The organism is Micromonospora sp. NPDC048842 (assembly GCF_040649935.1).
GTDB lineage: Bacteria > Actinomycetota > Actinomycetes > Mycobacteriales > Micromonosporaceae > Micromonospora > Micromonospora hortensis.
Window position 1 is genome coordinate 33,611 of sequence record NZ_JBEZGK010000021.1, and the last position, 25,929, is coordinate 59,539.

General features: G+C 67.2%; 22 protein-coding genes and 3 pseudogenes. 14 read left to right on the forward strand and 11 right to left on the reverse strand.

The genetic code is table 11. The annotated features are described in order from the left end of the window. Window positions 1-54 precede the first annotated feature (54 nt). Window positions 55-516 carry a hypothetical protein gene (locus AB0C19_RS25150; RefSeq protein WP_357189239.1) on the forward strand — a complete coding sequence of 154 codons (462 nt, stop codon included), beginning with the start codon at window positions 55-57 and terminating at the stop codon, window positions 514-516. A 152-nt stretch (window positions 517-668) separates the two neighbouring features. On the opposite strand, the gene AB0C19_RS25155 is transcribed toward AB0C19_RS25150, so the two are convergent. Together AB0C19_RS25155 and AB0C19_RS25160 are read right to left on the reverse strand one after the other, a co-directional pair. After that, a complete protein-coding gene (locus AB0C19_RS25155) occupies window positions 669-1,136 on the reverse strand; it encodes a hypothetical protein (RefSeq protein ID WP_357189241.1) in 468 nt (155 codons plus the stop codon). 95 nt (window positions 1,137-1,231) lie between these two features. Continuing rightward, window positions 1,232-3,223 (reverse strand): PKD domain-containing protein, encoded by a 1,992-nt coding sequence (locus tag AB0C19_RS25160; protein ID WP_357189243.1) that lies wholly within the window; start codon window positions 3,221-3,223, stop codon window positions 1,232-1,234. A 1,306-nt stretch (window positions 3,224-4,529) separates the two neighbouring features. Between AB0C19_RS25160 and AB0C19_RS25165 the strand changes: the two genes are divergently transcribed. From AB0C19_RS25165 to AB0C19_RS25175, 3 genes are all read left to right on the forward strand, one after another. Next, entirely contained in the window at window positions 4,530-6,212 is a 1,683-nt protein-coding gene (locus tag AB0C19_RS25165) for a hypothetical protein (RefSeq protein ID WP_357189245.1), read from the forward strand. A gap of 906 nt (window positions 6,213-7,118) precedes the next feature. Then, window positions 7,119-9,665, forward strand: a complete 2,547-nt coding sequence (locus AB0C19_RS25170; protein ID WP_357189247.1) for a tetratricopeptide repeat protein — start codon at window positions 7,119-7,121, stop codon at window positions 9,663-9,665. Beyond that, window positions 9,662-10,060 carry a DUF6188 family protein gene (locus AB0C19_RS25175; protein ID WP_357189249.1) on the forward strand — a complete coding sequence of 133 codons (399 nt, stop codon included), beginning with the start codon at window positions 9,662-9,664 and terminating at the stop codon, window positions 10,058-10,060. The genes AB0C19_RS25170 and AB0C19_RS25175 overlap by 4 nt, the downstream gene beginning before the upstream one ends. 243 nt (window positions 10,061-10,303) lie before the next feature. On the opposite strand, the gene AB0C19_RS25180 is transcribed toward AB0C19_RS25175, so the two are convergent. Both AB0C19_RS25180 and AB0C19_RS25185 read right to left on the reverse strand, forming a co-directional pair. Continuing rightward, complete coding sequence (locus tag AB0C19_RS25180) at window positions 10,304-10,762, reverse strand: hypothetical protein (protein ID WP_357189251.1); 459 nt, start codon at window positions 10,760-10,762, stop codon at window positions 10,304-10,306. Window positions 10,763-11,358: 596 nt separating this feature from the next. Next, a complete protein-coding gene (locus AB0C19_RS25185) occupies window positions 11,359-11,727 on the reverse strand; it encodes a VOC family protein (RefSeq protein WP_357189253.1) in 369 nt (122 codons plus the stop codon). A gap of 93 nt (window positions 11,728-11,820) precedes the next feature. Between AB0C19_RS25185 and AB0C19_RS25190 the strand changes: the two genes are divergently transcribed. The 3 genes and pseudogenes from AB0C19_RS25190 to AB0C19_RS25200 all read left to right on the forward strand — a co-directional run. After that, window positions 11,821-12,786 carry a WYL domain-containing protein gene (locus AB0C19_RS25190; RefSeq protein ID WP_357189255.1) on the forward strand — a complete coding sequence of 322 codons (966 nt, stop codon included), beginning with the start codon at window positions 11,821-11,823 and terminating at the stop codon, window positions 12,784-12,786. Window positions 12,787-12,946: 160 nt separating this feature from the next. Next, the gene (locus AB0C19_RS25195; protein WP_357189362.1) at window positions 12,947-13,147 is read left to right on the forward strand and encodes a hypothetical protein; all 201 of its coding nucleotides are present in this window, start codon (window positions 12,947-12,949) and stop codon (window positions 13,145-13,147) included. Between the two features lie 264 nt (window positions 13,148-13,411). Next, a pseudogene (locus AB0C19_RS25200) lies at window positions 13,412-13,495 on the forward strand (IS5/IS1182 family transposase); the annotation flags it as partial. A 31-nt stretch (window positions 13,496-13,526) separates the two neighbouring features. Here AB0C19_RS25200 and AB0C19_RS25205 read toward each other — a convergent pair. After that, window positions 13,527-13,853 (reverse strand): DUF6355 family natural product biosynthesis protein, encoded by a 327-nt coding sequence (locus AB0C19_RS25205; RefSeq protein ID WP_196930466.1) that lies wholly within the window; start codon window positions 13,851-13,853, stop codon window positions 13,527-13,529. Window positions 13,854-14,123: 270 nt separating this feature from the next. Then, window positions 14,124-15,104 carry a helix-turn-helix domain-containing protein gene (locus AB0C19_RS25210; RefSeq protein WP_357189258.1) on the reverse strand — a complete coding sequence of 327 codons (981 nt, stop codon included), beginning with the start codon at window positions 15,102-15,104 and terminating at the stop codon, window positions 14,124-14,126. A 217-nt stretch (window positions 15,105-15,321) separates the two neighbouring features. Here AB0C19_RS25210 and AB0C19_RS25215 point away from each other — a divergent pair. Continuing rightward, window positions 15,322-15,662: pseudogene (locus AB0C19_RS25215) on the forward strand (transposase family protein); the annotation flags it as partial. Between the two features lie 143 nt (window positions 15,663-15,805). Here AB0C19_RS25215 and AB0C19_RS25220 read toward each other — a convergent pair. Both AB0C19_RS25220 and AB0C19_RS25225 read right to left on the reverse strand, forming a co-directional pair. Further along, window positions 15,806-16,195 (reverse strand): hypothetical protein, encoded by a 390-nt coding sequence (locus AB0C19_RS25220; protein ID WP_357189260.1) that lies wholly within the window; start codon window positions 16,193-16,195, stop codon window positions 15,806-15,808. A gap of 178 nt (window positions 16,196-16,373) precedes the next feature. After that, window positions 16,374-17,540, reverse strand: a complete 1,167-nt coding sequence (locus tag AB0C19_RS25225) for a helix-turn-helix domain-containing protein (protein ID WP_357189262.1) — start codon at window positions 17,538-17,540, stop codon at window positions 16,374-16,376. 249 nt (window positions 17,541-17,789) lie between these two features. Between AB0C19_RS25225 and AB0C19_RS25230 the strand changes: the two genes are divergently transcribed. Beyond that, window positions 17,790-18,257, forward strand: a complete 468-nt coding sequence (locus AB0C19_RS25230) for a hypothetical protein (protein ID WP_357189264.1) — start codon at window positions 17,790-17,792, stop codon at window positions 18,255-18,257. Between the two features lie 263 nt (window positions 18,258-18,520). Here the strand turns inward: AB0C19_RS25230 and AB0C19_RS25235 are convergent, their stop codons facing one another. Beyond that, the gene (locus AB0C19_RS25235; RefSeq protein WP_357189265.1) at window positions 18,521-18,916 is read right to left on the reverse strand and encodes a hypothetical protein; all 396 of its coding nucleotides are present in this window, start codon (window positions 18,914-18,916) and stop codon (window positions 18,521-18,523) included. A 1,045-nt stretch (window positions 18,917-19,961) separates the two neighbouring features. On the opposite strand from AB0C19_RS25235, the gene AB0C19_RS25240 reads away from it, so the two are divergent. Next, window positions 19,962-20,282, forward strand: coding sequence for a hypothetical protein (locus AB0C19_RS25240; RefSeq protein ID WP_357189267.1), 321 nt, complete (start codon window positions 19,962-19,964; stop codon window positions 20,280-20,282). A 246-nt stretch (window positions 20,283-20,528) separates the two neighbouring features. Here AB0C19_RS25240 and AB0C19_RS25245 read toward each other — a convergent pair whose 3' ends face one another. Together AB0C19_RS25245 and AB0C19_RS25250 are read right to left on the reverse strand one after the other, a co-directional pair. Beyond that, entirely contained in the window at window positions 20,529-21,032 is a 504-nt protein-coding gene (locus AB0C19_RS25245; RefSeq protein ID WP_238687178.1) for an anthrone oxygenase family protein, read from the reverse strand. Further along, the gene (locus AB0C19_RS25250; protein ID WP_357189269.1) at window positions 21,029-21,886 is read right to left on the reverse strand and encodes an NAD(P)H-binding protein; all 858 of its coding nucleotides are present in this window, start codon (window positions 21,884-21,886) and stop codon (window positions 21,029-21,031) included. Before AB0C19_RS25250 ends, AB0C19_RS25245 begins: the two co-directional genes overlap by 4 nt. A gap of 103 nt (window positions 21,887-21,989) precedes the next feature. On the opposite strand from AB0C19_RS25250, the gene AB0C19_RS25255 reads away from it, so the two are divergent. The 4 genes and pseudogenes from AB0C19_RS25255 to AB0C19_RS25270 all read left to right on the forward strand — a co-directional run bounded on the left by AB0C19_RS25255 (window position 21,990) and on the right by AB0C19_RS25270 (window position 25,479). Beyond that, window positions 21,990-22,949 carry an AraC family transcriptional regulator gene (locus AB0C19_RS25255; protein ID WP_357189271.1) on the forward strand — a complete coding sequence of 320 codons (960 nt, stop codon included), beginning with the start codon at window positions 21,990-21,992 and terminating at the stop codon, window positions 22,947-22,949. Further along, window positions 22,927-23,847: pseudogene (locus AB0C19_RS25260) on the forward strand (IS5 family transposase). The gene AB0C19_RS25255 and the pseudogene AB0C19_RS25260 overlap by 23 nt, the downstream one beginning before the upstream one ends. Window positions 23,848-23,891: 44 nt before the next feature. Next, entirely contained in the window at window positions 23,892-24,323 is a 432-nt protein-coding gene (locus AB0C19_RS25265; protein WP_357189274.1) for an ankyrin repeat domain-containing protein, read from the forward strand. A 256-nt stretch (window positions 24,324-24,579) separates the two neighbouring features. Further along, complete coding sequence (locus tag AB0C19_RS25270; protein ID WP_238687174.1) at window positions 24,580-25,479, forward strand: aldo/keto reductase; 900 nt, start codon at window positions 24,580-24,582, stop codon at window positions 25,477-25,479. Window positions 25,480-25,929 lie beyond the last annotated feature (450 nt).

Consider the following 25,929-nt stretch of genomic DNA (forward strand, 5'->3'; position numbering starts at 1 on the left):
CAGAGCCAAACCTGATAAGGGCACGCTACGCGCGGGCTGCGTTAGCCTCGCCCGGTGCGATACCTGAGCGAATCGTTCGCGGTCGGCGCGTTGCGCCGGTCGTCCTCGATCGAGCAGTTCCTTGGCCCGACCTTCAACGGCGAGCGTCGAGGCGTCCGCTGGGTCGCCATCGAGCCCGGGCGCAACGGCCGGTACGCGGTGATGGTCTACCTCAGCTGGGACATCGGCGATGAGCACTTCGGCGATCTGCTGGAGTTCCCGCCGCTGGATCCCCATGCCGACGACGCCGGCGAACTAGTCGCCGAGGTCGTAGATGCTATCGAAGCCCTCGCCACCGCCGAACGGGTCACGGACGCGGTACGCGAGCGTTGGACGAACGTCGGCGTCGCCGCCGAGGACTACTTCGACTACGTAAGATCCGGTCGGCTGCCCGACCCGCTCACCCGCCGCGGCGGTGCTGCGGATGCGCCGCCGCCGGGCCGAGCAGGTGGTGGCCGTCGCGGTCGTGCGAGGTGATCTGTCGGGGCCGACCCATTCGGGCGGCCGGTGCCAGGATGCCGCCGCAGCGTGACCACGCCCATGCCGGACCCCGACGCGGGGGCAGCCCCGGTGGGCAGAGGCGGCCTGTGGTCCTCTCTGCATCGTTGGGGAGGACCCGCGCGAGGTGGTTAAGGCTGTGGCCAGACGCGGACCCGGAATCGTTCGACACCGGTCGGGGGCTCGTCGCCGTACCAGGCGTCCTGCCCGTACAGGGTGCGCAGCCGATGTCGGCCGATGGCGTGGACGTCTACGGTGTATGTTCCCGGTTCGCCGATTGGCAGGGGTGGGGTGAGCAGCCGCTCGTCCAGGGCGCTGATGCACAGCGTGCCGCTGGTGGAGCGCAGTTCGGCGCGGCCGTGGGCCTCCCACTCATCCGTCTCCGCTGGTGCGGGGCCGTCCCAGGCTTCGACTGTGACGTGGGCACGGTGGCCGCTGCTGATCGCGCTGAACAGGTGGATCTGTTCGGTGCCGGCCCAGCAGAGCAGGTGGGCGGTGGTCTCGGGGTAGCCGAACACGTCGAAGTCCGCACCGATGATGGTGATCAGGCAGCGCTCGGGCATGGGGGTGGCGTTGATGCTGCCCAGCCGGCTCGCCACGCAGACCTCCGTAGCTCGTGTCCATCATGTTCGGTGCGGGCCGGCGCGGTTATGACGGGCCGGCCCACACCGAACGCTAGCGGACGGTCAGGCTATTAGTGGTGGATCTGCACCGCTCCGGCGGTTACCGGCGTGGGCAGGAACCGGTCCACGTCGTAGTCGGCGCCGCGCCGGTTGTCGTAGGTGATCGTGTCACGGGGGATTGCTCCGCTGCTGGTAGGCCAGAGCACGGCCCGTATGCGATCGGGGCCGGGCTGACAGTTCGGGCCGGCAGCGGGACAGCCTCGGTAGCCGTACACGAGGAACCCGACGCCTGCGCCGGTGGTGGTCGTGCTGGTGCCCTTCGCGGCCACCTTCCCGTCGGGGGTGACCACCAGCCATTCCAACCGGGAGGTGGGCTCCATGCGGATCACGTCGGGAATCCAGAGTTTGGCCTCGCCGGTGGGTGGACCGGCCTGGGTGTAGTAGCGGGCGGTCAGGTGCGCCCACGTCCACGCTGTGGTGTCGGTGCCGTCCACCGCGCCGGCTGGTGTCTCGGTGGCGGCGTCGACGTTTGTCCAGCCGCCGTCCGGGTCGTAGACCACGACCATGACGGTGGTGGCGTCGCTGCCGCCGTCGTCGTCGGTGACGGTCACGTCGAGCGTGTACATGCCGGCGTGGGCGAAGCTGCGCCGCAGGGTGCAGGTGTCCGCGCTGGCGGCGGCGGTGCCGGTGGTGCCGTCGTCCCAGTTCACCGCACAGGTGTGGGTGTCGTTGCTGCCCGGATCGGTGAAGGTGGCGGTGACGGTCACCGGCGTACGGGCCTTGAACAGCTGCCAGGGATCGGGACCGGTCACGGTGACCTGCGGTGCGACGTTGTGCACGGTCACCACGGTGGTGTCGGACACCGGCACGTTGAACCCGTCGTCGGCGGTCAGGGTGACAGTGAACGTGCCGTCGTCGGTACAGCTGATCGCGGTCTGGGGGTCATGGGCGGCGGTGAACTGGCAGGTGGCGCCGGCATCGACGTTGTCGCCGGCGGTGTAGGTCCAGGTCACCGACGGGGTGGACTCTCGGTCGCGGGCCGAGCCGTGCAAGGTTATCGGCGAGCCCTCGTCACCGGTGACATTGGGTCCGGCGTCGACCACAGGCGCCTGGTCGATCTCACCGGTGCCACCGCCGGCGCCGCCGGACGACTCGATGATCTCGACGAAGAACAGGTCGACCCACTCCCCCGATGGCTTGTTCTCCGAGTACAGGATCCGGTCGTCGCGGTAGAAGTCCCGCAGGGCCGATCCGGCCCGGCTGTTGTCGCCGGTGGGCACCGCACGCACGGAGAAGTCCCAGTTCGGGTTGGCTGCTCCCTGCTGGGTGCTGGCAAACGGATACTCGTCGCACTGTTCGCCATCGCCGGGCGGGTTGGGCAGGCCGGTGCTCTGGTAGGGGGCGGTGCGGTCACACGCCCGGTCCTTCTCGCGTCCGTTGTCGGTGTGCGTGCTTCCGCCGGTGGGGACCCGCTCGAGGTACTGGTCCAGTGGTCCGGCATACCGGCCGGGGATGACCTTGTCGCCGTCGGGCTTGAGCGGGTAGGTGGCGTTCGGGCTGGCGAACGCGTCGCGGATGTGCGCGGCCACGGCGTGCACCGGCGTCGGTGTGCCGTCAGCCTCGTACAGCCGGTACTGCAGGTGCGGGATCACGTCGTTGAAGATGCACGCCTTCGTGCGCGTGGCCAGGAAGTAGGTCGCAGAGTCGCACCGGACCCAGTACTGGTTCTCGTTGTCGGAGGTGTGGCCGTCCTGAGCCTGGACCTCGAAGTTGAACGCGTGGTACAGCGCCTGGTCTTGCAGCGTCGACACCGATTCGTCCGAGTTGAGGTGCCAGGTGACCCACTGGTTGGCGGCGGCCCGTTCCTTCCACAGCGAGAGCGGCATCAGCCAGGTGCCGCCGCTGATGTCGCAGCCAGGAGTATCGCGGTAGCACTCCATCTCGAGACCGAACAACGATGCGGGCGTGTAGCTGCCGCCGAAGGTCACAGACTCCGCGCGCAGGAACACCGTGATGTCCCGCTGGCCGTCGTCGCGGCCGTACCCGACGGCGATGACCGGCATGTACACGAATCCGGTTTGCCTGTTCCGGGTGTCGAAAACGTAGTCGTAGGCGATGTAGCGGGCACACCACATTAGCCGGTTCCGTATGTGTCCCCGGCCAGTGGTCGCCGCCGATGTTGTCTGGCACTCCCGCACCAGGTCTTCATCAGGCTGATGCGGTGGACTGAACCGCTCGCGCAGGATCCGCGGCCCTGCAGCGGCGGCGACGTCGAAGCCTGGCGTGCCGGGCGGCGCTGGCCGGGCGTTGCGCCGTGCCAGCTGCTGCGCCTCCTGCACCGATAGCGGCCCGCCGGCAAGCCGGCTCGGTGCTGCGGCCTTGGTCAGTTCAGCCGGCGGCGCGCTGGCCGGTGCCATTCCCAGCAGCCGCTGGCCTGCTTGCGTGTCTGGCCGCGCGGTCACGGCAGTCTGGGTGGCCGTCGGGCCAGCGACGGCGGGCGTGAGTGACGCGGTCCAGCTCAGCGCCGCACCGACCGCCAGTATCGCGACAGCACGGCGTCTACCTACTCTTTCCATGGAGATCCCCGTTTCCCCGTGTAGCCGCTGCGGGTGCCGAGCTGATGGTCGGCGAGCACGCGGCGGCGATGCCCTGGCGGACACCACGGGCGACGATATTCACCCGACCAGACCCACTCCAGCCCTCTGTAGAGATGACGACCGATGAACTTTCCCACGCGGCCCGCCATCGCGCACCAACGTCACGTGGCGGCTCGACAGTGAGGGTGAGAGCCCTCGAGATCTCACATCGGGTATTCCGGCCCCGTTCGGCCCACTGCCGCGCAGTGTCCTGCCGTCGACCGCGATCACTCGTCTGCCGGCTACGGCAGGTCGGCGGCCCATTCGACGATCTCCACGACGCGACTCGATCCCGGAACCACCGCCGCGATCACGAGCAGTCCCGGCAGCGGCTGGATCAGGCCGCCAGCGTCCCGTGGGTCCGGAACCCGGGCGAGGGCCTGCAGCAACCTGGCGTGTCCTGTTCCGACAGCGGCAACATTCGCCGCTGCACCGAGCGCGACTCCTGCGTGACAAGCGCCTTTGACAAACAGCGTAAGGCCCGGCTACCGGAACGGCATTGATCGATGTCTTGACTCCATGCGCCGCTCTGCTCATGATTTACTGCGGCGGTTCGACAGTGAGGGTCAATGTGATGACGCAGGTAGAGCCACCGGCAGGAGGCCCCACATCAGCCGCCACTCTCAACGAGCTTGGACAAACTAGCCGACTCGCGCGTGCCAGTTCAGGCACGAGGGACTGGCTGACACGTAGGCCCCATTGGCGGGAACTGAGTATCGCGAGCCTCGGTTCGGTGCTCCTCGCTGTCGCGATGATCTGGCTGATTCCGCCGTACGCGGTTCGCGTGCTGACTGCCGGCGCCAAGACTGTGCCGATCGCCGACCCGGCCCACACCATCGTCGGTGACGCGGGTGACCCGACGGCCCAAGCATGGCTGGTGGGATGGGGTGGCCACGCTCTCACCCACGGTCTGCGTGACCTGTGGGATACCAACGCCTTCTATCCCGACACGTACGGCCTAGCCCTGAACGACAGCCTGCTCGGCTATGCCCCGGCAGGGCTGATCGGCAGCGGTGTAGTCGGCGCCGTGCTGCGCTACAACATCCTGTTCGTGCTGGCTTTCGCGCTCGCCTTCCTCGGCGGCTACGCTCTCCTGCGCCAACTTGGCGCGAACAAGGTCGCCGCCGCGATAGCCGGGGCCGCCCTCGCCTACGCGCCCTGGCGCTACGGCCACGACGGCCATCTGAATATTCTCTCCACCGGTGGTATCACTCTGGCCCTGGCGATGCTGGCGCGCGGCCACGGACTCTCGTTCACCCGCGGCTACCTTGCCGAACGAGTCCGGCCGGGCTGGGCGTTCGCTGGCTGGCTGGTTGCGGCCTGGCAGGTCAGCCTCGGCTTCGGCGTGGGGCTGGGATTCGTATACGTCCTCGCCGCCCTATGCCTGATCACACTGACAGCCTGGCTGATCCACCGCCCACGCCTCAGCCTCCGGCTGATCGTCGGTGATCTGATCGGCGGGCTGGTCTTCACCGTGGTGACCGGATACTTCGCGTACGCGTACAAACACGTGCGCGAGCTCAACCCAGATGTCACAAGGGACTGGGACTACGTCGCGCACTTCTCCCCGACACTGCGCGGACTTCTCGTGGCGCCGCAGTCCTCGCTGCCCTGGGGCACCCTGCACAACGACGCCCGCACCGCTCTTGGTGACGTACCGACTGAGAAAGTGCTGCTATGCGGGTACGCACTGTATCTACTGGCCTTCGCCGGCCTGTTCCTGTCCCGCTGGTCACCGGTGCAACGGCTTCTGCTGCTGTCTGGGGCGGTCGTCGGAGTGTTGTTCGCGCTCGGCACGAACGGGCCGATCTACCACCTGCTCTATCTTTACGTGCCCGGGTTCGATGGATCCCGTACACCAGGTCGCTTGATCTTGTGGCCCACTCTCTGCCTGGCCATCCTCGCGGCCGGCCTGGTTACCCACCTGGCCGAGGTGGCTCGCAAGGGCGCCAAGCCGCAATGGTCGGTGGAAGCGGCGCGTCTGCTGACCGTGCCGTTGCTGGTCCTCGTGCTAGCTGAGGGCGTGCCTGACCTGGACCACCCCCAAACCCCAGCCAAACCGGCCGCGATGGCGCTAGCGTCCGCGCACGCTCCCATCATGGTGTTGCCGTCCAACGACGGCATCGACCTCCACGTCCTACTGTGGTCGACCGACGGATTTCCCACCATGGTCAACGGTGCGGCCAGTCACACCACACCCAACCGTCAGGCGATCCGCGACGTCATGGCGACCTTCCCCAGCCAGCCGGCCCTGGACCGGTTGCACCAGCTCGGTATCCGCAGCGTCGTCCTGCTGCGCGACCGGGTCCACGGCACCCCATACGAACCACTGCTAAACATCCCCGACGTACCCGGCATCACCCGCCATGACGTCGGGCCAGACGTGGTGTACACCATCGACACCATCACGAAGTGATGTTGGGCGTGTCCTCGGGAGACGAGGATCGTTCTGTCTGAACGTGAGGAGGGGTGAGCAGCCGCCGCGGATCGTCTCGGACGAACTCTGGGCCGAGATCGAACCACTGTTACCACCCCGACCACCACTCCGGCACGGTTTCCCCGGGGCGTAAGCGCCTCGACGACCGCAGAGTGGAAGACCTGCTGGCGCAGGTTGCGGGACTGGAACGACGCCGACGCATGGCACGACCTCTCTGGCGACGCGATGACAGGGTGCTCCACCGTCCACGATCAACTCATGGAGACCAGGACCAGAGAACCCCTCGACGATCCTGCCTCGCCTCGGGCGATCGTCGAAAACGTCCGGCGTAGCGACAGCTGACGGCATCAGCAGCGCTTGACGCGGAATCAAGAGACCCAAGTGCCGCTTCATCCAGGATATGGATGAAGCGGCAGGTCAGAGCTCTACAGGGGCGCATGTCGACGGCCAACCACCCAGGCGGTTACCGTCAACATAGATCATCCGTCACTGTATGTTACCGGCCGTTACCTGGGATGATCTTCATCTCCCCAGGCCAATCGGTCGGGACGGCCGGACTCGAACCGACGACCCCTTGACCCCCAGGACATTTTGGTCAGCGTTCCCGCACGTCACGCACGCTATCCCGAAGATCAGGCCGCATGGCTGACGGCGTGCCGCCTGTCATCGCGCATGCCGTGTGGTCCCTGGATGCTAAGCGGCTTACCGCCCCCGGCTTCTCGGGGCTGGGGCGGCAAGCCGTGTGACCGGCTCTCCGCGCATGCACCCTGGTTGCCGGTAACAGGACGCGACGCGGCGCGGCAGCATTTTGCTTGTGGTGGTCGGCCGTTGGGCGGTTTCGCTGGGTCTGTCGGCGGATGGGCCGTTGCTCAGAGATGCGGTTCAATGAGCGGTCAGCTTTTGGTGATTTGGTCGCGTCAGGGAGTGACGGTGAGCTTTCGGGGTCAGCCGTGGTCGCGGTGGCTTGTGGCCCTGTTGTTCATTCTGGTGGCGGTTGTGACCACGGCGGTGGCGTTGGCGGTCAACGCGGCGAGCAGTGACGAGCGGCGGTGGCCGTGGGGCCTGCACATGATCCAGGACTACCCGTTTCCTTCGGTGTTGGTCCTGACGGTAGTACTCGCGATGTTGAGCATCATGGTGGTGTCGGTGCCACGCGAGCGGGAAGCTCGTACCACTGGCGCTTCAGCCGTGGCTACGTCCATTTTCGATGCCTCGCCAGCCTCAGGGGACAGTGGGCTACCCAGCGGTACCGGTGTGATAGGTGCACCGCTAGGGGAGTTGCCGGTCGTCGTCCGGGGACGTGACGGTGTAGTCAGTGACCTCGTGGCACCGCCTGGTGCCTATTCGCCGCAGGTTCGGGTCTTGGTGGGGATGGGTGGTTGCGGGAAGACCACTGTGGCGTTGGCGGCGGCGCGGGAGGCTCAGGCGTCCGGCTGGCGGGTGTGGTGGGTGTCGGCGGTGGACAGGGCGACATTGGTGGCCGGCATGTCGGCCGTGGCGCGGGAGGCGGGGGCGTCGGCAGAGGAGGTGACCAGCGCCGATTCGGATTTGGCGTTAGCGGGGGTGGTATGGGGGCAGCTCAATCGACTGTCCGGCCACTGGTTGTTGGTCATTGACAATGCCGATGCGCCTGAAGTGTTGGACCCGGGCGGTACGAGTGTGGCGGGTGGTAGCGGTTGGTTGAGGTCTGCCGGTGCCGGGGTCGTTTTGGTGACCACCCGAGTGACTGATCGGGCGGTGTGGGGGCATCGGGCAGGGTGGTTCTCGCTGGGTGAGTTGGATCAGCAGGCGGCGGCGTTGATGCTGCTGGACCGGATGGGCCGTGCGGACGAGCCCGAGCTGATTGAGGCGGCGACGGCGGTGGCGGATCGGTTAGGCCGGCTGCCGTTGGCAGTGCACCTGGCGGGGTCGTATCTGGGTTCGGGCATGGCAGTGGTAGGGCTGGACGGCTACCTGCATCTGTTGACGGATCGCTCGCTGAGCGTGGTGGATGAGGGCGCGCCTGGGTGGGGGGAACAGGATCCGCGTCGGCTGATCATGTCGACGTGGGAGATCTCGTTGGACGCCTTGGAGCGGCAAGGCCGCGTACGGGCGCGCACCCTGTTGCGCGTGTTGTCGTTCCTGAGACCGGGCTCGATGGTACCGATGCCGATGCTGAACCCCTCGGTGTTGTCGGAAGCGGGGCTGCTACCTGATGGGGACGAGGGCCGCGCGGAAATGGCGGCCGGGTTGGCGGGCCTGCGCGCGGTGGGCCTCATCGACGGGGCACCAGCCGGGGTGGATGGTTCTGGCGATGGGCTGATAGTGCATCCGCTGGTGGCCGAGGTGTGCCGATGGCGAGCCGGGCGCGACGGGCAGCGATCGTCGCTGATGGCGGCGGCGGCCGGAATGGTCGTGGCCGCGAGCGCACGGTTGAACCCGGCTGATCCTGCCGACTGGAACGGGTGGCAGGTGGTCGCCCCGCACGCGAGAGTAGCGCTCGGTGTGATCGCCGAGATGAGCGAAGACCTGATTGCCCGCGTGGTCGGTGTCAACAATGGTTTGACGTACCATTACACCGCTCAAGGTTCGTATCCGGCGGCTATCGACCAAGGCGAAGACGTCGTCGCCGCTGCCGTCGCAAGAATGGGTGCCGAGCACCCGGACACGCTGATGTCGCGGAACAACCTGGCTGCCGCCTACAGGGCGGCGGGGCGGTTGAGTGAGGCGATTCCGTTGTACGAGGCGACGCTTTCCGTACGTGAGCGAGTGCTGGGTGACGAGCATCCGGACACGCTGATGTCGCGGAACAACCTGGCTGCCGCCTATCAGGCAGCAGGCCGGCTGGGTGAGGCGATTCCGTTGTACGAGGCGACGCTGGCCGCGTACGAACGAGTGCTGAGTGACGAGCACCCGGACACGCTGACGTCGCGGAACAACCTCGCCTACGCCTATCAGGCAGCAGGCCGGCCGGTCAACGCCGTCGGCGCCGTCGGCTTGGCCGGACGGCAACATCCCGTCGGCTACCACTTCGCCGGCCGCCGGGTCACCATCCGCCTCGACCTCGGCTTACTGCAGCTCATCGATGACGGCGTCTTACTGCGGAGCCTGCCCAACCCGCTCACCCCGGCCGAGCTGGCCCGCCTCCGCGACGCCCGGCCCGCCGGTCCGCCACCCCAGCCTCCCACCGGCCCGGTTCGGGTCGAGCGACGGATCAGCGGCCGTGGTGCCCTGGCCGTCGCCGGGCAACGTATCCACGTCGGCATGGTCCACGCCGGGCGCACCGCCGCCGTCGAGACCGCCGACACCACCTGGCGGATCTACCACGGCGACGAGTTGCTCACCGAAGTCGCCCGCACCACCAGCAAGAACATCGCTAGATTCAAGGTCTCCAAACCCGAAGCACCGCGTCGCCGGGCAGCCCCAACCGACAGCGCAGGACAGGTGTCATGAAGATCCCCGCATCGCTGATCGGCTGCCACGTCGACCGGACCGCGTTCGACTATCAGGTACGCCTCAGCTTCTCGGCCCTCGATCCAGACGAGGGTTACCGGGTCGACGCAGACCTCGTCATCGAGACACCATTTCTGCTCCGCGACCGCGCTGGCGAATGGCACGAACTCGACCCCGGCAGCGGCTCGGCCCTCGCGCCCGCCCTGGACCTCTTCCGACGGGCCGTCACCGCCGTCGAGATTCGTGCCAAAGGTGCCCTCCACCTCACCTTCGACGAAGGTCTTCAACTACACGTCGGCCCACACCCTCGGTACGAATCCTGGAGCCTGACCGGGACCGGCGTCGAGCCCGTCACCGTCGGCCCCGGCGGAGAGACCGACTGGCAGCTCCCCTAAACACCGACCCCACCGATCCTCGGTACCGTGCCCGACGAACATCGTTCTAGCCGGAGCTGTCACGGATCATCTGACCTTGATCCGTAACGGATCAAGTGGAGCCTGACAGCTGAGAATCAACGTGTGTGATCCGCCAGCTGATGTGCGACAGATCCGGCAAGCTAGGGGCAACAGGCTGGCCGCCGACACAACGTCCTGTCATGTCGAATCGAGGGCGTGTCTGCGGGACACCCATCGACCACGTCATGCGTTGCTGCCCGGTGTCATTCCACGGGGGCTCGCGGCGTTGAGAACACGCTCCCACTCGCCTATCAGTGTGACCTCAAGCCCAGAGTCCATCTGACCAGACTCGACCATGCCTACAAGTTCGCCGGCGTACTCAGCCTGGAATGAGGCACCATACTCATCCGAGACACGACAGACTTCGCCGAGCAGCTCCTTGACCTCCTCAAGATGCGCCCTGTCCACCTGAGGATCGATCTGCTCTCCCCAAGGGGGCAGAGCTGTATAAAGCATCAGCCCGAACCCCACCCAGTGAGAGCCGTGCTCATCTGACTGGTCAAGGAAGACCGGCGGACCGAGGACCCAGGTCCGCCGGCCAGCAAGCCTTTCGATCGACGCTTGCATCGTACTGACGATTGATGCGGATACCTCGTCTTCGAGCGCGACCACGAGTCGATCGATGGGATGGTTTTCTCGCATGAAGCACCTCCAGCTATGCCAGCTGATGTAGTCGATCCGAAGCGGCAGTGCCGGAGGTCGTGCGAGTTGGTGATCACCGGCAGATCCGAACGCGAGCCGCGCGTCGCTGGCAGGCCATCCGTTACGCAACGTCACCAATCGGAACGTCCGCCGGTCCTGCACGCGTCACGATGCCCATCAGGCGATCAGCGGGAGGCCAGCTACCCCGCTGCAGCTCTGCACGACAAGAGGCTCTGTCGCTGATCTTGTGACGGGCGACCCTGCTGGATGAGATGAACTCCGCGGAGGACGGCCGCAACCCGTCCCGCCACGAGCCGCTCGCTTCCGGATCTGCCGATGTGAGCGCGTTCGCTGCTGTTCCCCTACGAGTGTTACTGGAGCCGGTTGAGCTGAGACTTCTCGCCTGACTGGCAGCGCGGATGTCAGTCACGCGCCGAGGTGGCTGGCCCAGCAAGATGACCTCCGAGAAGATCGCGGTAACCCGCAGGCGTGCACCTCCGAGAAGTGCACCGTCGACGTGGGGCGCTCGTCGTCCTCTCGAAGGCAGACAACGTCAGGCGCGTCACCTGACGTGCGCGCCTGCCGCATCGTGCACTTTAGTCTTTCGGTGCGACCCGGATACGGTTCCCGTCAGGGTCGGCTGCGAGGAAGGTCAGGCCGAATCCCACATCGTGCGGCTCTTGCAGGATCGTGACGCCCTTGGACTGCCACTGCTTGAAGATCGCGGTGATCTCGTCGGGTCGCCCACCTTCGATGGCCAGGCAAACCTCACTGGTACGCGGGACGCCAGGCGACAGATCCTCGAACTGACCGGACCACAGAGCGAGCTCAGCGCCAGGCCCGAGGTCGAAGGTGATGTATCCCGAAGTCTCGAACGAAGGGCTCATGCCGAGGAGATCGCCGTAGAAACGAGCTGCGGCGGGCGCGTCGTTCACGTAGACGATGGACACGACGGATGTGGTCATGGTTGTTCCTTCTCGCTGGTCGTAGGTACGCATCCACCAGCCTGGCCGGAATATGCGCCGCATCATGTCGCAATTTCTTGAGAAACTTGGTGGGTGACCCCGGACCGTTTCTTCGCCCTGATGCTGCTTCTCGAATCGAGGGATGGCGCAACCACCCAGGAACTTGCCTCGGCGCTCGGGGTTTCCCTCCGAACCATCACCCGGGACCTGAACTGGCTCCGCGACGCCGGTCTGCCGGTGACCGCACACCGGGGCCGCCTCGGCGGCGTGACCATGCTGCCCGGGTCCGGGCTCGACCTCACGCGACTCACCCCTGGCGAGCGTGATCATCTCTCGCTCATCGGGCTGGATGAAAAGCAACGCGCGGAGCTCAACGCATCGGCCGAAAGCCGACGCGCGCTCGCCAAGCTCGCCGCGATACAGTCACGTCGAGTTCATGAGCTCCTGCCGCTCACCGACGTCGTGCACGTGGACAGCCGTCCCTGGCACCAGACACGAGCTTCCGGCCCGACTCCGGCTTCGCTGATCGGCGCAGTGCGGCGAGGTCACCAGCTACGGATCGAGTACGACAGCCCACGCGAGTCATGCCCACGCGACCTGGTCGTAGATCCGTACGGGCTGCTCGCCAAGGCCGGCATCTGGTACCTCGTTGCCGACTGTGCCCGAGTGCCACGGATGTACCGACTCGAACGGATCACGGGGTGGAAAGAAGTCGACCGGCCACGACGGATCCGCCAGAACCAGACCCTGGTCACCCTCGCTGCGGCGCTCATTGATCAGTGGGCACACAACCACGCAATAGAGGTCAGCGCCACCATCGACCAGACCCAAATCGAGCGAGCGCAACGGATTTTCGGCCTACGACTCGTCCGGGACAACCATGAAGAATCCGCCACCGGCCACAAGGTGACCATTCGCTTCATGCATCTTGAGGACGTACGAGCATTGCTGCCGTTCGGGAGCGCCATCATGGTGCACGGCCCAGCCGAAGCCAGGGCTCACCTCCGCGCTCTCGCCACCGACCTTGCCCGCCACTATGCGCCGTCACCAACGTCCTGACCAGCAATACCTGGTTGTCTGCGAGGATGCCCATCCTTGCATCAAGATCAACTCACCCTCATGGCCGGACACCGATCCTGAGGAAAGTCTCGAAGGAGCCGCGAGCCGCGCGCTGCCCTCCCACGCGGACGCCGTGGTCCGCATATGAGGGAGGCTGGTTATGGAAGTCGTTCACTCCCGGTCGGCCGCCGGGTTCGTCACCCGCCTCCTCTCCGACCTCGAAGTCAAGACATGCTGGCAGTTGGCCGAGCAGGCGGGGCATGGTCGTCCGGACGCGATGCAGCGGCTGCTCTACCGGGCGAAGTGGGACGCCGACGCGGTACGTGACATGTGCGCAAGGCCGTCGTCGACCGGTCGGTGACTGTCGGGCACGGAAATCGGGCTTCGGCTACGCCGCCAGCGAATACTGGTTGATCAGGCCACCGAGGATTGGGCGTCGCTGGACCCGGGCGGTGGTCAGGTCTACGACCTTCGGCGGCCGACTCGGTGGCTGCTGGTCCAATGAGCCCTTTTCATCGTGACGGGGCTGGTCACGGCGGTGGGGTGGGGGCAGGGATCGACGTAGGGCGAGGCTCCCGGCAAGGCAGCAGTCGACCAAGATCCGATGCCCCAACCGGAAGCCTCGCTGTTGTCCTACCCCGCCGCGATTCCCCTGTCCGACCGCACCCTCATTTGCCTCGCTGACCTGATCCGCAACCACCGAACGCAGGTGGAGAATCGCGCAGCGCTTGGCTGGCGGTTCAACAAGTTTGACCCGAGTACCAGGCGTTGGATACGGCGTTGGCGCCGCCGATGTCCCACGTTCCCGGGCCGATGCACCAGGTCCAGTCGTCGCGGGGCCACGTCGCGTCGACGTAGATGAGCACATGGGTGTTCCCGCAGTGGTTGTACCAGGCCGTCACCGCGTCTTCGTAGTAGCCGCAAACCTGCGCGGCGACGTCCTCGCTGCCGGGCTTGGCCTGCTCCGAAACCGCGGTGGTTTCGGGCTGGGACAGGCGGGAGCCGGCGCCCGGACTTGCCTGTGCCACGGTCCCGGACAGGGTGAGTGCGCCGAGGATCGCGGTCACTGCCGAGATCCGAAACGCCGTTCTGTACCACATTTTCACAATGGTCTCCTGTCAGCCGCCGCTGCGGCCTAGATGATGCTGCTGGCTGCATGAAGTGATCGATGTACTTCCTCGCGCTCCTTCCATCGCGAAAACACGGACCGATGTAACACGCTCAAGTGAACCTTCTTCCGTAAGGCGGAATCAGATTCAACCCTGACTGAGCGGGCTTCCTAAGATAAGAGTGCACGCCACAGCCGGGTCTGTCGTTACTGGTAAGCGCACAAGTCTTTAGTCTGCGCGTACTCTCGCGCACTGCTCGCGGAACTGGCGTGGCGAAAGGCCGTAGGCGCTACGGAACGCCTGGCTGAAATGCGCCGGGCTGGTAAACCCCCACTGGGCGGCGATCGTGTGGATCGGGCGCGCGCCTAGTTGGGGGTTGGCGAGGTCGCGTCGGCACTGCTCCAGGCGACGCTCGCGGACCCAGCCGGCGACCGTGCGCCCGTCCTCGTGGAACAGCTTGTGCAGGTATCGCAACGAGATGTGATGCGCTGCGGCGATCGCGTCCGGTGTCAGGCGCGGATCGCCCAGATTCTCTCGGACGAAGGCGTAAATCTGAGCCATCAACGCTCGCCGTTGGGTGTGGGAGGGCACCGCACTTTGGACGTCCAGCGCGTTGGCCAGTGCCGCTGTCAACACGTCAATGGTGAGGGTGGACAGCCGGGCGGCGTCCAACGGACTGAGTTCGTCCATGTGCCGGGCAAGACGCAGCAGGAATTGTGAAGATAACGCGCCGACGCCTTGGGCGCCAGGGATGCGAACTGCGCTCAGGCGTCGCAACTCCCGAGGGGGCAACGGCAGTAACGAGCGCGGGAAGCGCAGGAGCAGCAGCTGACTAACTGGCGCATCCGGGGTGAATTCGGCCACGTAGGGCCGGGAGGTGTCATACAGTATCAGGTCCCCCACGCCGAAATCTGTGCGCTGGCCGTCTTGCGTGATCATGCCGCCACCGCGCACAAGGCAACCCAGCTTGAACACCTCGGGATCGGCCTGCCGAATGAGCTTGGGAGTACGGTGGACCGAGTGCGGCATCGTGGTCATTAATGTCGCCTGCACGGGACCGAACTCGCTGATTCCGACCTGAGCCCGAAATCCGGGCTCCCACTGCGATTCACAGCGTAAATCGTAGGGCACCCAGAGCTTCGAGTTTACCTCGCGCCAGAAGGCGAACCCGTCTTCAACCGGGACCTCGGTGGTGCTGACTACGTCCATGACTCACCTTCGCGCTGTCGCTGTAGGGGTCAGACCACGATAGCTTGGCGTCAATATAGCGGCGTTGCGATGTTATGGTGCGGGTCAGGCATTGAGGGCTCTTCATCGTGATGGGCCTGGTTGCGATGGGTGGCAGGCAGCGTGTGTCGACATAGGACGAGGCTCCCGGTAAGACAGCCGTCGACCAAGACCCGATGCCCCAACCGGGAGCCTCGCTGTGCTGTCTCACCCGTCTGCAGTCGCGCTGTCCAGCCGCACTCTGAACCACCTGGCCGACCTCATCCGCGCCGAACGCACCCGCCGCCGCGGCCGGTGGCGACGTCTTGATGCCGGCAGGCCCTGTTCACCCTGGCCCATCTGCGTAACGGTGACACCATCGCTCGGCTGGCCTGCGGCTTCGCGGTCAGCGTCACCACGGTCTGGCGGTACGTCCGAGAAGCCATCGACTTGCTCGCCACGCAGGCCGAGGACCTGAACGCGGCCGTGCGGCGCATCGCCAGGATCGCGTACGCGATCCTGGACGGCACCCTGATCCCGATCGACCGAGTCGCGCGGCGTTGACCAGCCAGCATCGTGCGGGCCTGGGCGGTCAGGAACTGTCGCCAGGTGGGCCCGGACCGCCGCGGCGCGGGGTCGATGCCGGCCTGGTGGAGGATCTTCCACACGGTGCTGGCCGCCACCGATAGCCCAGGCCGACCAGCTCACCTTGGATGCGCCGGTGCCCCCAGGTCGGGTCTTCCGCCGCCAAGCGCAGCACCAGCCCACGGACCCGGTTGTCGACGGGCGGCCGGCCCGGCCGGGCATGCGGGTAGGTCCATCGTCGGGCGACCAGCCCCCGGATGCCACCGAAGCAGTGTCGCTGGGGTGACGAAGAACGCCGACCAGCGCGGGCGGGGCAGCAGCCGCGACAACACCGCCAACACCACCCGGTCGGCGGGTTGAAGATCTGGGCGGTGCACCTGTCGGCGCAGCACCGCCACCTGATGCCGGAGTACCAGGATTTCCACGTCCTTGGCCCCACCATCGCAGGCGAGCTGGGACAACATCTGTAGAACCTGGCGAAGCAGCAGGTACATCAGCGATGTGCTCATGGCCTTCATCGTGTCGGCCAGGTCGATGTCGAGCGAACTGCAGCTCAGCCGGCGTAACCCAATTCTCGAGCCCCACAGGCCCGTCCGGCATGATCGGCTCGCTACAGGTTTCGATGCGTCTCGGTAACAAGCTGAGCTACATCAGTATGAAGAACATGGAGCTCACCCGGCTGCTCATCTAGCCGGCGAGGATCCGGGCGACGGCGGTGCTCAGCACGCGTACGCCGCGGGTCGAGCCCGCCTCCAGCCCGGTCAGGTCGCGCACCCGGGTCAGCCGGTAGTCGAGCGTGCGCGGGTGGATGCACAGCGCGGCCGCGGTGTCGAGCCGGTTCATGTCGTGCTGGTAGTAGGCGTCCAGCGTGGCGACCAGGTCGGGGCCGGCGTCGAGTTGCGCTCCGACCACCTGGAGCCACTGCCCGACCTCCGCCAGTCGGGCGGCGCCCAGCTCGGCGAAGACGTCGGTGACCGTGTACGCGTGGCGCGGCACGGCCCGCACCGGTGCGACCTCGCTGACCTGCCGGGCCAGCGCCACGGCGTCGCCGAACGCGCGCACCCGCCCAGGCGCGGTGCCGGCCGCGCACGGCCGGCCGGTCATCGAGGCCACGTCGCGGGCCAGCGCGAGCCCGCGCTCGACCGCCGGCTGCCGGCCGCCCGGCGAGCTGGGGATCAGCGCGACCACCTCGTGCGGCTCCGGCCAGCTCAGCGGCATCCAGTGCGTCTTCAGCAGCGCGCCGGCGAACTCGTCCCGCGCCGCCTGGTCCGGCCCGGGCGACCCGCCGGCCACCCGGACCACCGTCGCGACGACGTGGTCGGGGACCGGCATGTGCAGGCCGCGCGCCAGGTCGGTCGCGCTGTCGTCGCCGGCCAGCAGCATCACCGTCAGCAGCCGCACCTGGGCGGCGGTCGCCAGCGTGCGCCGCTGCCCCTCGATCCAGCCCCGGGTGTACGCGCCCTGCGCGGCCAGTCCCGCGGGAGCCAGCCAGGCGAGCGTGTGCATCGTCGCGGCGATGTCGTTCGGGCCGGCCGCCTCGTACACCTCACGCAGCGTCAGCCGGGTGTGCACGAGCAGCACCTGCCGCTGCGCGGTCAGGGTGAGTCCCTTCTCGCCGCGCTGGCGGCCCATCGCGGCCATCAGGTCCAGATCCTGCACGTGGAACGGCGCGCTGTCCGCCGCGAGGTCGACCGTGCGCTGACGGAGGAAGACCGCGAAATCGAGCATCTCCGACCGCACCCGCGGCATGGCCGCGAGGTTGCGGTATTCCAGCAACTCCTCCTGGTAGGCGTCCACCGCCCGGCGGGCGTTGTCGGCCACTCGCTGCCGCCAGAGGCTGAACAGACCGCCCATGCCGGTCAACGGTAATCGATGCGTTCCGGCCACTCCGCCCGGTTGACGCGGACCGGACAGCCTTGCGGACATTCGCAAGAACCGGGGTACGCCGGCGACCCGGTTCTCGCAACGTCACGAAGACCCGGCCACCGGCACCCTGGAACGCTTCGCCATGGACGTCGGACGACGGCCCGGCCGGGTCGGGCGCGACCAGGTACGCGCCCCGGCATCCGCAGATCGCACAGCAATCGAGAGGTGGTTCTGGTTATGACATGGCGTAGTCGACCCTCCGCCGGAGCACGATCCGGCATTCTCCGCGCATCCAGTCTGCTGTTGGCCGCGACGGCGATGCTCGCGGCGTTCATGGCCGCACCGTCCGCGGCGGTCGCGGCACCCGCGCCGACCGGCGACGCGGCTGTCGCCGCCATCGGAGCCGAGCGGGCATCGGCGAGCTCCGCCGGCACGTTGAGCGTCACGACGTCAACGGCCGCTGCCTCACCGGCGAAGGGCGGCGGTTTCTCGGTGATGTCGGGCTCCTGCCCGTACGCCGGGCAGTACGTCGACCCGTGGCTGATCGTGTTCCAGGGCTGCACCCTCACCGGCCAGCCGACGACCGCGGTCAGCGCCCGGTGCTCCAACGGGGCCACCCTGGGCCCCGTGCACGTGCCGCCCGGCGTCTACGACATCTATGTCGACTGCTACCCGGCGTTCTTCAGCTCGCTCGCGTTCATCTGATCGGCCCACCCGGCACGGATCCCGATGCCGGATCCGTGCCGGCGGTGCCGGTCTCAGGGCAGCGCGTAGGGGTGCGGGCCGACCGTGTTGGCGAGGCGGTTGCCGTTCGTCACGTCCCAGTTGACCGGCCAGGTCATCGCGCCGCAGGACCGACAACGGTCGGCCGCGTCCGTCGACCGCGAGGTGGATCTTCGTGCTCGGCGCGCCCGCGGGATCGACCGATGCCCTAAAGGGCCGGGTGGACTCGGCCTGTGTGTTGGGGCTCAGCACATTGTCCAGTCCTCGACAGCCAGGACCAGTTCTTCAGCGCGGGCATCCGAGATGCCGTGCCGTTCGGCAATATCCGCCAGCACTGCTTCCTCGCTGACGTCGACGTTGTCCTCGGTTGCCTGGTTGAACTCGGCGTTGAGCACATAGGCCTGCTCCGACGGCACCTGACACTCATCAGGCTGCGACAGCTTGTCGCGAACGACGGCCTGATGCAGCCGGTAGCCCCGCCAGGACGCGGGGTCGCCATCGGCGGCGTCCGTCCAGCGCCCCTCGGACGCCCATTCGAACACCGCGTAGCTGGGCACCACCTCACGCCGGTCGTACGTGACAACGATTGACAACGCCTGCCACCCCTGCCCGCGATGGCTCTCCACGATCTGCGTCGCCACGTCGATGACCTGCCGACTGTCGACGGGAAAGACGCGTAGCTCGACCCGCAAGGCCAGACGGCGAGCGCCGGATCCCGAGCTGACGTCCCGACGCTCAAAGGTGTCGTAGACGGGTTGGCGCTGTCCAGGCGTCGGTAGGCGAGTCGGCTGTGCCGACGGCGTGGCCGGTTGGCTAGGTAGAGCGGTGGTGCGAGCCGGCTCAGGTGTTCGGATAGCTGGTGACGGCGTCGGTCCGGCGGCAGAGACAGTCGGAGCGGATTGAGAAGGTGACGCCTCGCCGATGATCAAACCGACAGCGGCAAGAGCGCTCGCACCGACACAGCACATGAAGAGTCCACCAACGACTACCACTGACAGGACGATTCCCACCCTCACGCCCGCCCGAAGCTGGGCCGCCCCCGGGACCACCGGCTGCACCGAGGGCCGCCCAGCAGACGGCGACGCGTCGACTCCGGGCGGGTGCTGAGCGGATGGCTCCGACGAATCGGGTGTCTGCTGCACGGCGTCTCCAGTGAGAGGGCGTACGACAATTGTCGTGACCGCCGCAGCCACATACGCTCCGCCGAACAGTGAGACAGTCACCCCCGCCGAACGACTCACTGGTCGTCGAACGTCTACCGCACAAAGCTCTACCAGCACGAAACCTGCGACTTCTACAGCCGCCGGTTCCACGCCTCCAGACTCCTCCTGCACGTATCGGCTACCGTGACCGCGGGGTTTTCGCCAGGCCACCCTCGTGGGGAACGAGGATATTTGAACCCAGTAGAACCTCACGTCGAGCCTCGTCAAGGCTTGTCATTGCTTGTCATTGCTTGTCAAAACCCCTTGTTACCATCCGTAACCAAATCGAGCTTGTCATTGATTGTCAAGAGCAGGCGTTGAGCTGCACAGACACGATCATGCACTGGTCGCTTCTTGTCACTGATTGTCAACGGCAGGCGGGGGTTTTCGGGGGGTAAACGGGGGCCGGCCGACAGGACAGCGCTGGGTTCCACCGCGCCCCGCTCCCCCACCATCGGGGGCGTGCCGTCACCAGGCGAGCGACATGCAGACCGCGAGCGAAGCCGACATCACTCGCCGGGTGAACGAATACGCCGGCCAAGTAGCAGCCGCCACGGGCAGCACCCTCGCCAATCCCGCCGCCAGCTCCGCGCCGTGCGAAACCCTCGCCCGCCTCCGCGACCAATGGCGCTCCCAAGGGTGGACCATTACCGAGGACCGCACTTTCCCCAACGGCAGCGAGGGCACAATCACCGCCACGACCACCCCTGACGACTACTCCCTCACCGTGAGTGGCACCAGAGAACCGACAGCCCTCCTGCTCCTGGTCCACTCCGCCTGCTACAAGTCCGCCGAACCGCTCTGACGCCACCGCCGCGCAGCGGGCAAGCGCTGACTGTCGTCGTGACGCCCACAAGCCCTGTGCAGGTCGTCCGGCCTCGTCTGTCAGCGTTCGCGACATCGGGCGATTGTCCGCGCCTCGGCACGACGCCCGCCAACTCCGCCGACGCCTTGCCGAGCTAGACGCACAGTGGTGACCCCCTTCATGAAACCCATAGGGACACCCCCGGGTGCCCGGAACTGGCCACCCTGCCCGCACCGGACGGCGACGTCATCGGGACGTGCCCGAGAGGTAGACCCCGAGACCAGCCAGCAACAGGCTGATCAGGCTGGCACCGGCGCGTACCGAGTTCCACCACGTCCATGCGGACGAGTAGGAAGCCCACATCCGGACCGCCTCCGCAGGATCGGTAGGCACGCCTGCGGCGTCGAGCGTCTCGTTCATCGGCACGTTAACGACCACCGTCGGGATGAACGCGCCCACCAGGTACACCCCCGCGGCCACCAGGAACAGCACACCCGCAGACCGCTTCCCGAGGATCAACAGGAACACACCGGTCACCGTGGCGGCGACGAGCGGGCCGAAGAACGTGACGAAGAACAGCGGATTCTGGATCCTCTGGTTGATGCTCGTCATGGCCCGGATCGCGGTGCCGGCGTCGGCGGCGTTCAGACCGGGCATCACCGCCACCGAAAAGGCGTAGTACACACCGGTGATCGCACCCGTCACCGCCAGGGTCGCCGCCGCCGACCAGGCGGCCAGGGTGGCGTTCATGCCCAGTCTCCACCGGGTGACGTGTCCCATGCACCAGCGGCGGCGGCGTCGCGGGCATAGTCGGTGAAGTCGCGCGGCCCGCGGCCCAGCGCCCGTTGCACACCATCGGCGAGCTGTGCGTTGCGGCCGTCCAACACCTTGCCGAACAGCTCGGTCAGCACCGCCGCGAGCTCCGCCGGCACGTCGTACCCGGCCATCACGGCGGCGTACTCCTCGGGCGAAACCGATCGGTAGCGGATCTCCCGCCCGAGCGCGTTGCCGATCTCCGACGTCGCCTCGGCGAAGGTGAGAAGCCGCGGGCCGGTCACCTCGTAGAGCCGCCCCGCATGCCCGTCGCCGGTCAGCGCCGCGACCACGATGTCAGCGATGTCGTCGGCGTCGACGAACGGCTCCGGCACGTTCCCGGCCGGGAGGATGACCTCGCCGCCGCGGATCGAGTCGGTCAGGAAGTCCTCGCTGAAGTTCTGGCTGAACCAGCTCGCCCGCACTATCGTCCAGTCCACTCCGGAGTCCTGGACCACCCGCTCGCTGAGTTTGGCCTCCTCCTCGCCCCGGCCGGACAGCAGAACCATCCGTTCGATCCCGCCGGACACCGCTTGTTCGGTGAACGAGCGGATCGTCGCGAGGGCGTCCGGCGCGACCAGGTCCGGGTAGTACACCAGGTAGACCGACGAAACCCCGTCCAGTACGGGTGCCCAGGTGCGCTGGTCGGTCCAGTCGAACGGCGGCTCGCCGACGCGGGAGCCGACCCGCACCGGCCGGCCGAGTTCGGCGAGCCGGTCCACCACCCGCCGGCCGGTCTTGCCGGTGCCGCCCAGTACGAGGATTGGCTGCTCATCAACGTTCTTTGTCATGCCAACCAGTCAAGTCGAGGGCGAGCGCACCGGGAATGGGCGAGACTCTCGATCGCATGTCCCGGCGTCTCGACCGCCCACGTCACAGGGCTAACCTGAGCGCATGGATGCGCTCGCGGGGCTGCTGAACGGGCCGAGGGCGCGTGGTGCGTTCCTGATGCGGTCGGTGTTCGACCCGCCCTGGTCGGTACGGATCCAGGATCGCGCGCCCCTCACCCTGGTCACCATGCTGCGCGGCACGGCGTGGGTGGTGCCGGACCGGGGTGCTCCGGTGCCGCTGCAACCCGGCGATGTCGCGATCATCCGTGGCCCGGAGCCGTACGCGATCGCCGACGACCCCGCCACGGCACCGCAGGCAGTGATCCATCCCGGAGAGCGCACCACCACGCCCGCCGGGGACGAGTTGTGCGAAATGATGGACCTGGGTATCCGGACCTGGGGCGAACGCGCTGACGGAACCGCGGTGCTGCTCAATGGCACGTACCAGTTGCAGGGCGAGGTCAGCCAACGGCTGCTGCGGGTCCTGCCTCATCTCCTGGTGCTGCCGGCCGGTGCACTGGACAGCCCGCTCATCCCGTTGCTCAGCGACGAGATGACGAAGGACGAGCCGGGGCAGGAGGTGGTCCTGGACCGCCTGCTCGACCTACTGCTCATCGCCGCACTCCGGGCCTGGTTCTCCCGGCCGGAGGCGGCGGCGCCCGCCTGGTACCGAGCGCACGCCGATCCGGTGGTCGGCAGGGCGTTGCGGCTGCTGCACGACCAGCCGGCAAAGCCCTGGACGGTGGCCACCCTCGCGGCCGGCACCGGTATCTCGCGGGCGGTGCTGGCCCGCCGGTTCACCGAACTGGTCGGCGAGCCTCCGATGGCGTACCTCACCAACTGGCGGCTCACGCTGGCCGCCGATCTGTTACGCGAACCGGACGCCACCGTCGGCGCGGTGGCCCGCCAGGTCGGCTACGGCAGCTCATTCGCACTCAGCGCGGCCTTCAAACGGGTACGCGGTCTCAGCCCGGCCGAACACCGGCAGGCCGTCGGGTCGCCTGACCTCACACCAGTGGGATGACCTCGCGGCCACCATACCGGTGACGAGGCGGCACGACCTGACCGACGCTCAGTGGGCGGCGCTTGTGCCGCTGCTTCCCAGGGGTAAGAGGCCGGTCGGCCGCCGAAGTGGAGTAAACGGCAGTTCATTGATGGGATCCGGTGGCGAGTGCGGGTGGGCTCGCCATGGCGGGACGTGCCGCAGTGCTACGGACCTTGGCAGACGGTCTACGGACTGTTCCGTCGCTGGCAACGCGCCGGGGTGTGGCAGCGGATCGTCGCCGGGCTGCAGACCCGCGCCGACGCGGCCGGTCTGATCGGCTGGGATGTCAGCGTCGACTCGACCATCGCGCGGGCGCATCAGCACGCCGCAGGCGCCCGCACCCAACCCGAGCGGCAGAAGGAACCACCCGGCGGAGTCGAGGACGAGCCCGCTGATCACGCCCTGGGCCGGTCGCGCGGCGGCTGGACCACGAAGGTGCACCTGGCCTGCGAGCAGGGCCGCAAACCCCTGGCGATGCTGGTGACCGGCGGGCAGCGCGGCGACAGCCCGCAGTTCAGCCGGGTCCTGGCCTGCATCCGGGTCCCTCGGGCAGGCGGCGGCCGACCCCGCACCCGACCCGATCGAGTCTTGGCGGACAAGGCATACAGCTCACGCGGCAACCCGGGCGGAACTACGCCGACGTGGCATCCCGGCGACCATCCCGATCAAGATCGACCAGGTCGCCAGCCGGCGCAGGAAAGGTGCGAAGGGCGGCCGGCCACCGACCATCGACCCCATCGCCTACCGCCAGCGTCACGCCGTCGAGTGCGGCATCAACCAGCTCAAACGCCACCGAGCTATGGCCACCAGATTCGACAAACTCGCTGTGCGCTACCAGGCCACGCTCCACGTCGCCGCGATCAACGAATGGCTCTGAAGGTGCCACCCGTTGGACCGCAAAACTTGCCTACCCTGAGGACCGTGAACAAGCGACAGCGAAAGAAACTCATCAAGCGCCTGATGGAGGCGGTGCTCCGCGAAGACGCAGCGATCGCCAACGCCGCCCTGCGCGTCGGAGCGGACCCCAACGCGGCCGACCGAGAGGGCACGACCCCGCTCTACCAGGCTTCCGTGCACGGCGCGGTCGATCTCGTGCGGCTCCTTCTTGCCGCTGGCGCTGCGCCGGACACCGAAAGCGGGCACGGCCGGGAGGGCACGCCCCTCTGCGCTGCGGCGGCCTGGGGACATACCGACGTCGTGCAAGAGCTTCTCGCCCACGACGCAGACCCGAACCTTCGCGAAGACCGAGGAACCGGCTACTCACCCCTGGACTGGGCGCTACGAGGCGACCACTCACAGACAGCCAATCTGCTCTTGGCCGCTGGCGCCTACTCCGCCGCCGCTGACATCTGAAACGCGCCCTAGTGCTGCCGCCGACACGTCGACTCCCACGCCACGCCAGACGAACGGTCGGCGCCCCTGGGCCGCCAATGAGCGTAGGGGTCCCGGATGGCGGCCCTGTGCGGGAATGCTCACCGGACGGGTCCTGCCGCGCACAGGCCATCTGAGCTGTGGCGTCCCGTATGAGGTTCCTTGGTCCCGATGGCGCAGACCGGGCACCGCTAACGGACTGGACCTCAATTGCGGTTGAGGTTTTAGGGTGTGGGTCATGCCAAGTGCCGAGATGGGAACGCGTTTATCCATGGGTCGCGATACTTTCGGCCACCAGGGATTCGGCGCGATGAGGTTGCGCGATGGAACCGCCGACGGCACCGACCGTGACCCGGTGGCGGTCGTCCACGCCGCCCTTGATGCGGGCGTCACGATGGTGGACACCGCAGATGCCTACCAGAATGAAGAGCTGGTCGGCCGGGCAATCCGAGGGCGCCGTGATGAGGTGCTGCTGGCCAGCAAATTCGGGTTGGTATGGCGAGGTGAACTCGCCGGTGGCTTCGACGTACGGGCTGACCGGTCGTACGTGCGGCAGGCGAGCGAGGCGAGCCTGCGACGGCTCGGTGTCGACGTCATCGACCTCTATTACCTGCACCATCGCAGTGAAACGGTCCCGATCGAGGAGACCGTCGAAGCCATGGCCGAACTGGTCAACCAGGGGAAGATACGCGCCCTTGGCCTGTCCAACGTGACGGCGGACGACCTACGCCGCGCACACGCCGTCCACCCGATCGCGGCGCTACAGGAGCAGTGGTCACTGGTGCAGAGCGACATCGAGCAGGAGCTGCTGCCTACCGCGGTTGACCTCGGGGTGGTCATCGTGGCCCACTCCCCAAACGGTCATGGACTCCTCCACCAGCCTCCGAGCACAGCCGACGAGCAAGTAGCGAGCGGCCTACGCGCCGCACTGGGCGAAATCGCCAGTAGACACGACACTACGAGCGGGCAAGTCGCACTGGCCTGGGTGCACCACCGGCAGCAGGCACACGGTGTGCCGGTCATCCCGATCCCGGGGACCACCAGCGTCCGCCACCTGCGTTCCAACGTCGCCGCGGCCGACCTAAGCCTGTCCGACGACGACCTGCGCCGGCTCGATACCCTCCGAGCTGCGTCGTGAACCGCACACCGTGTCCGGTAGCGGATCGTCTTAAGGGGCGGGTTGGACGGGCTTCATGCTCAACATCGCCAGGCTCCCAACTCACCGGGAACCCAGCCGCGCTATCGCCCACGCTGCCCCGGACTGAATGAGGATGCAGTCCAATGTCGGCATTGAACATCCGGTCATGCCGCAGACAACGGGCGGGGCGGCTTCGATCGCCGCTCGTAGCACCATCGCCGACTACGTGCGGTAACCGAGAGCAGCGACAGTCAACCCGTGTTGGGACAGGTTATTGCCGTCCCGGTGGAGCCGATCTCGTCTGCCATAGCCGCGAAGGTGTAGCGCAGCATGTGTACGCATCCTCAGCACCCGGATTCCTGCGGGCTGGGCCAGGTGCTTACGCGGGTGCGAGGCGGTTTGCCGGTCCATCCGCACGCCGTTGGGTTCATTCAGCTCGTCCGGCTTGGC

What these genes read in the sequence shown, in the direction of transcription:
- AB0C19_RS25160 (WP_357189243.1), bottom strand. Translation starts at nt 3,223, where the DNA reads ATGCCGGTCATCGCCGTCGGGTACGGCCGCGACGACGGCCAGCGGGAC.
- AB0C19_RS25170 (WP_357189247.1), top strand. Translation starts at nt 7,119, where the DNA reads ATGAGCGGTCAGCTTTTGGTGATTTGGTCGCGTCAGGGAGTGACGGTG.
- AB0C19_RS25175 (WP_357189249.1), top strand. Translation starts at nt 9,662, where the DNA reads ATGAAGATCCCCGCATCGCTGATCGGCTGCCACGTCGACCGGACCGCG.
- AB0C19_RS25180 (WP_357189251.1), bottom strand. Translation starts at nt 10,762, where the DNA reads ATGCGAGAAAACCATCCCATCGATCGACTCGTGGTCGCGCTCGAAGAC.
- AB0C19_RS25185 (WP_357189253.1), bottom strand. Translation starts at nt 11,727, where the DNA reads ATGACCACATCCGTCGTGTCCATCGTCTACGTGAACGACGCGCCCGCC.
- AB0C19_RS25195 (WP_357189362.1), top strand. Translation starts at nt 12,947, where the DNA reads ATGGAAGTCGTTCACTCCCGGTCGGCCGCCGGGTTCGTCACCCGCCTC.
- AB0C19_RS25210 (WP_357189258.1), bottom strand. Translation starts at nt 15,104, where the DNA reads ATGGACGTAGTCAGCACCACCGAGGTCCCGGTTGAAGACGGGTTCGCC.
- AB0C19_RS25220 (WP_357189260.1), bottom strand. Translation starts at nt 16,195, where the DNA reads ATGAGCACATCGCTGATGTACCTGCTGCTTCGCCAGGTTCTACAGATG.
- AB0C19_RS25225 (WP_357189262.1), bottom strand. Translation starts at nt 17,540, where the DNA reads ATGGGCGGTCTGTTCAGCCTCTGGCGGCAGCGAGTGGCCGACAACGCC.
- AB0C19_RS25230 (WP_357189264.1), top strand. Translation starts at nt 17,790, where the DNA reads ATGACATGGCGTAGTCGACCCTCCGCCGGAGCACGATCCGGCATTCTC.
- AB0C19_RS25240 (WP_357189267.1), top strand. Translation starts at nt 19,962, where the DNA reads ATGCAGACCGCGAGCGAAGCCGACATCACTCGCCGGGTGAACGAATAC.
- AB0C19_RS25245 (WP_238687178.1), bottom strand. Translation starts at nt 21,032, where the DNA reads ATGAACGCCACCCTGGCCGCCTGGTCGGCGGCGGCGACCCTGGCGGTG.
- AB0C19_RS25250 (WP_357189269.1), bottom strand. Translation starts at nt 21,886, where the DNA reads ATGACAAAGAACGTTGATGAGCAGCCAATCCTCGTACTGGGCGGCACC.
- AB0C19_RS25255 (WP_357189271.1), top strand. Translation starts at nt 21,990, where the DNA reads ATGGATGCGCTCGCGGGGCTGCTGAACGGGCCGAGGGCGCGTGGTGCG.
- AB0C19_RS25270 (WP_238687174.1), top strand. Translation starts at nt 24,580, where the DNA reads ATGCCAAGTGCCGAGATGGGAACGCGTTTATCCATGGGTCGCGATACT.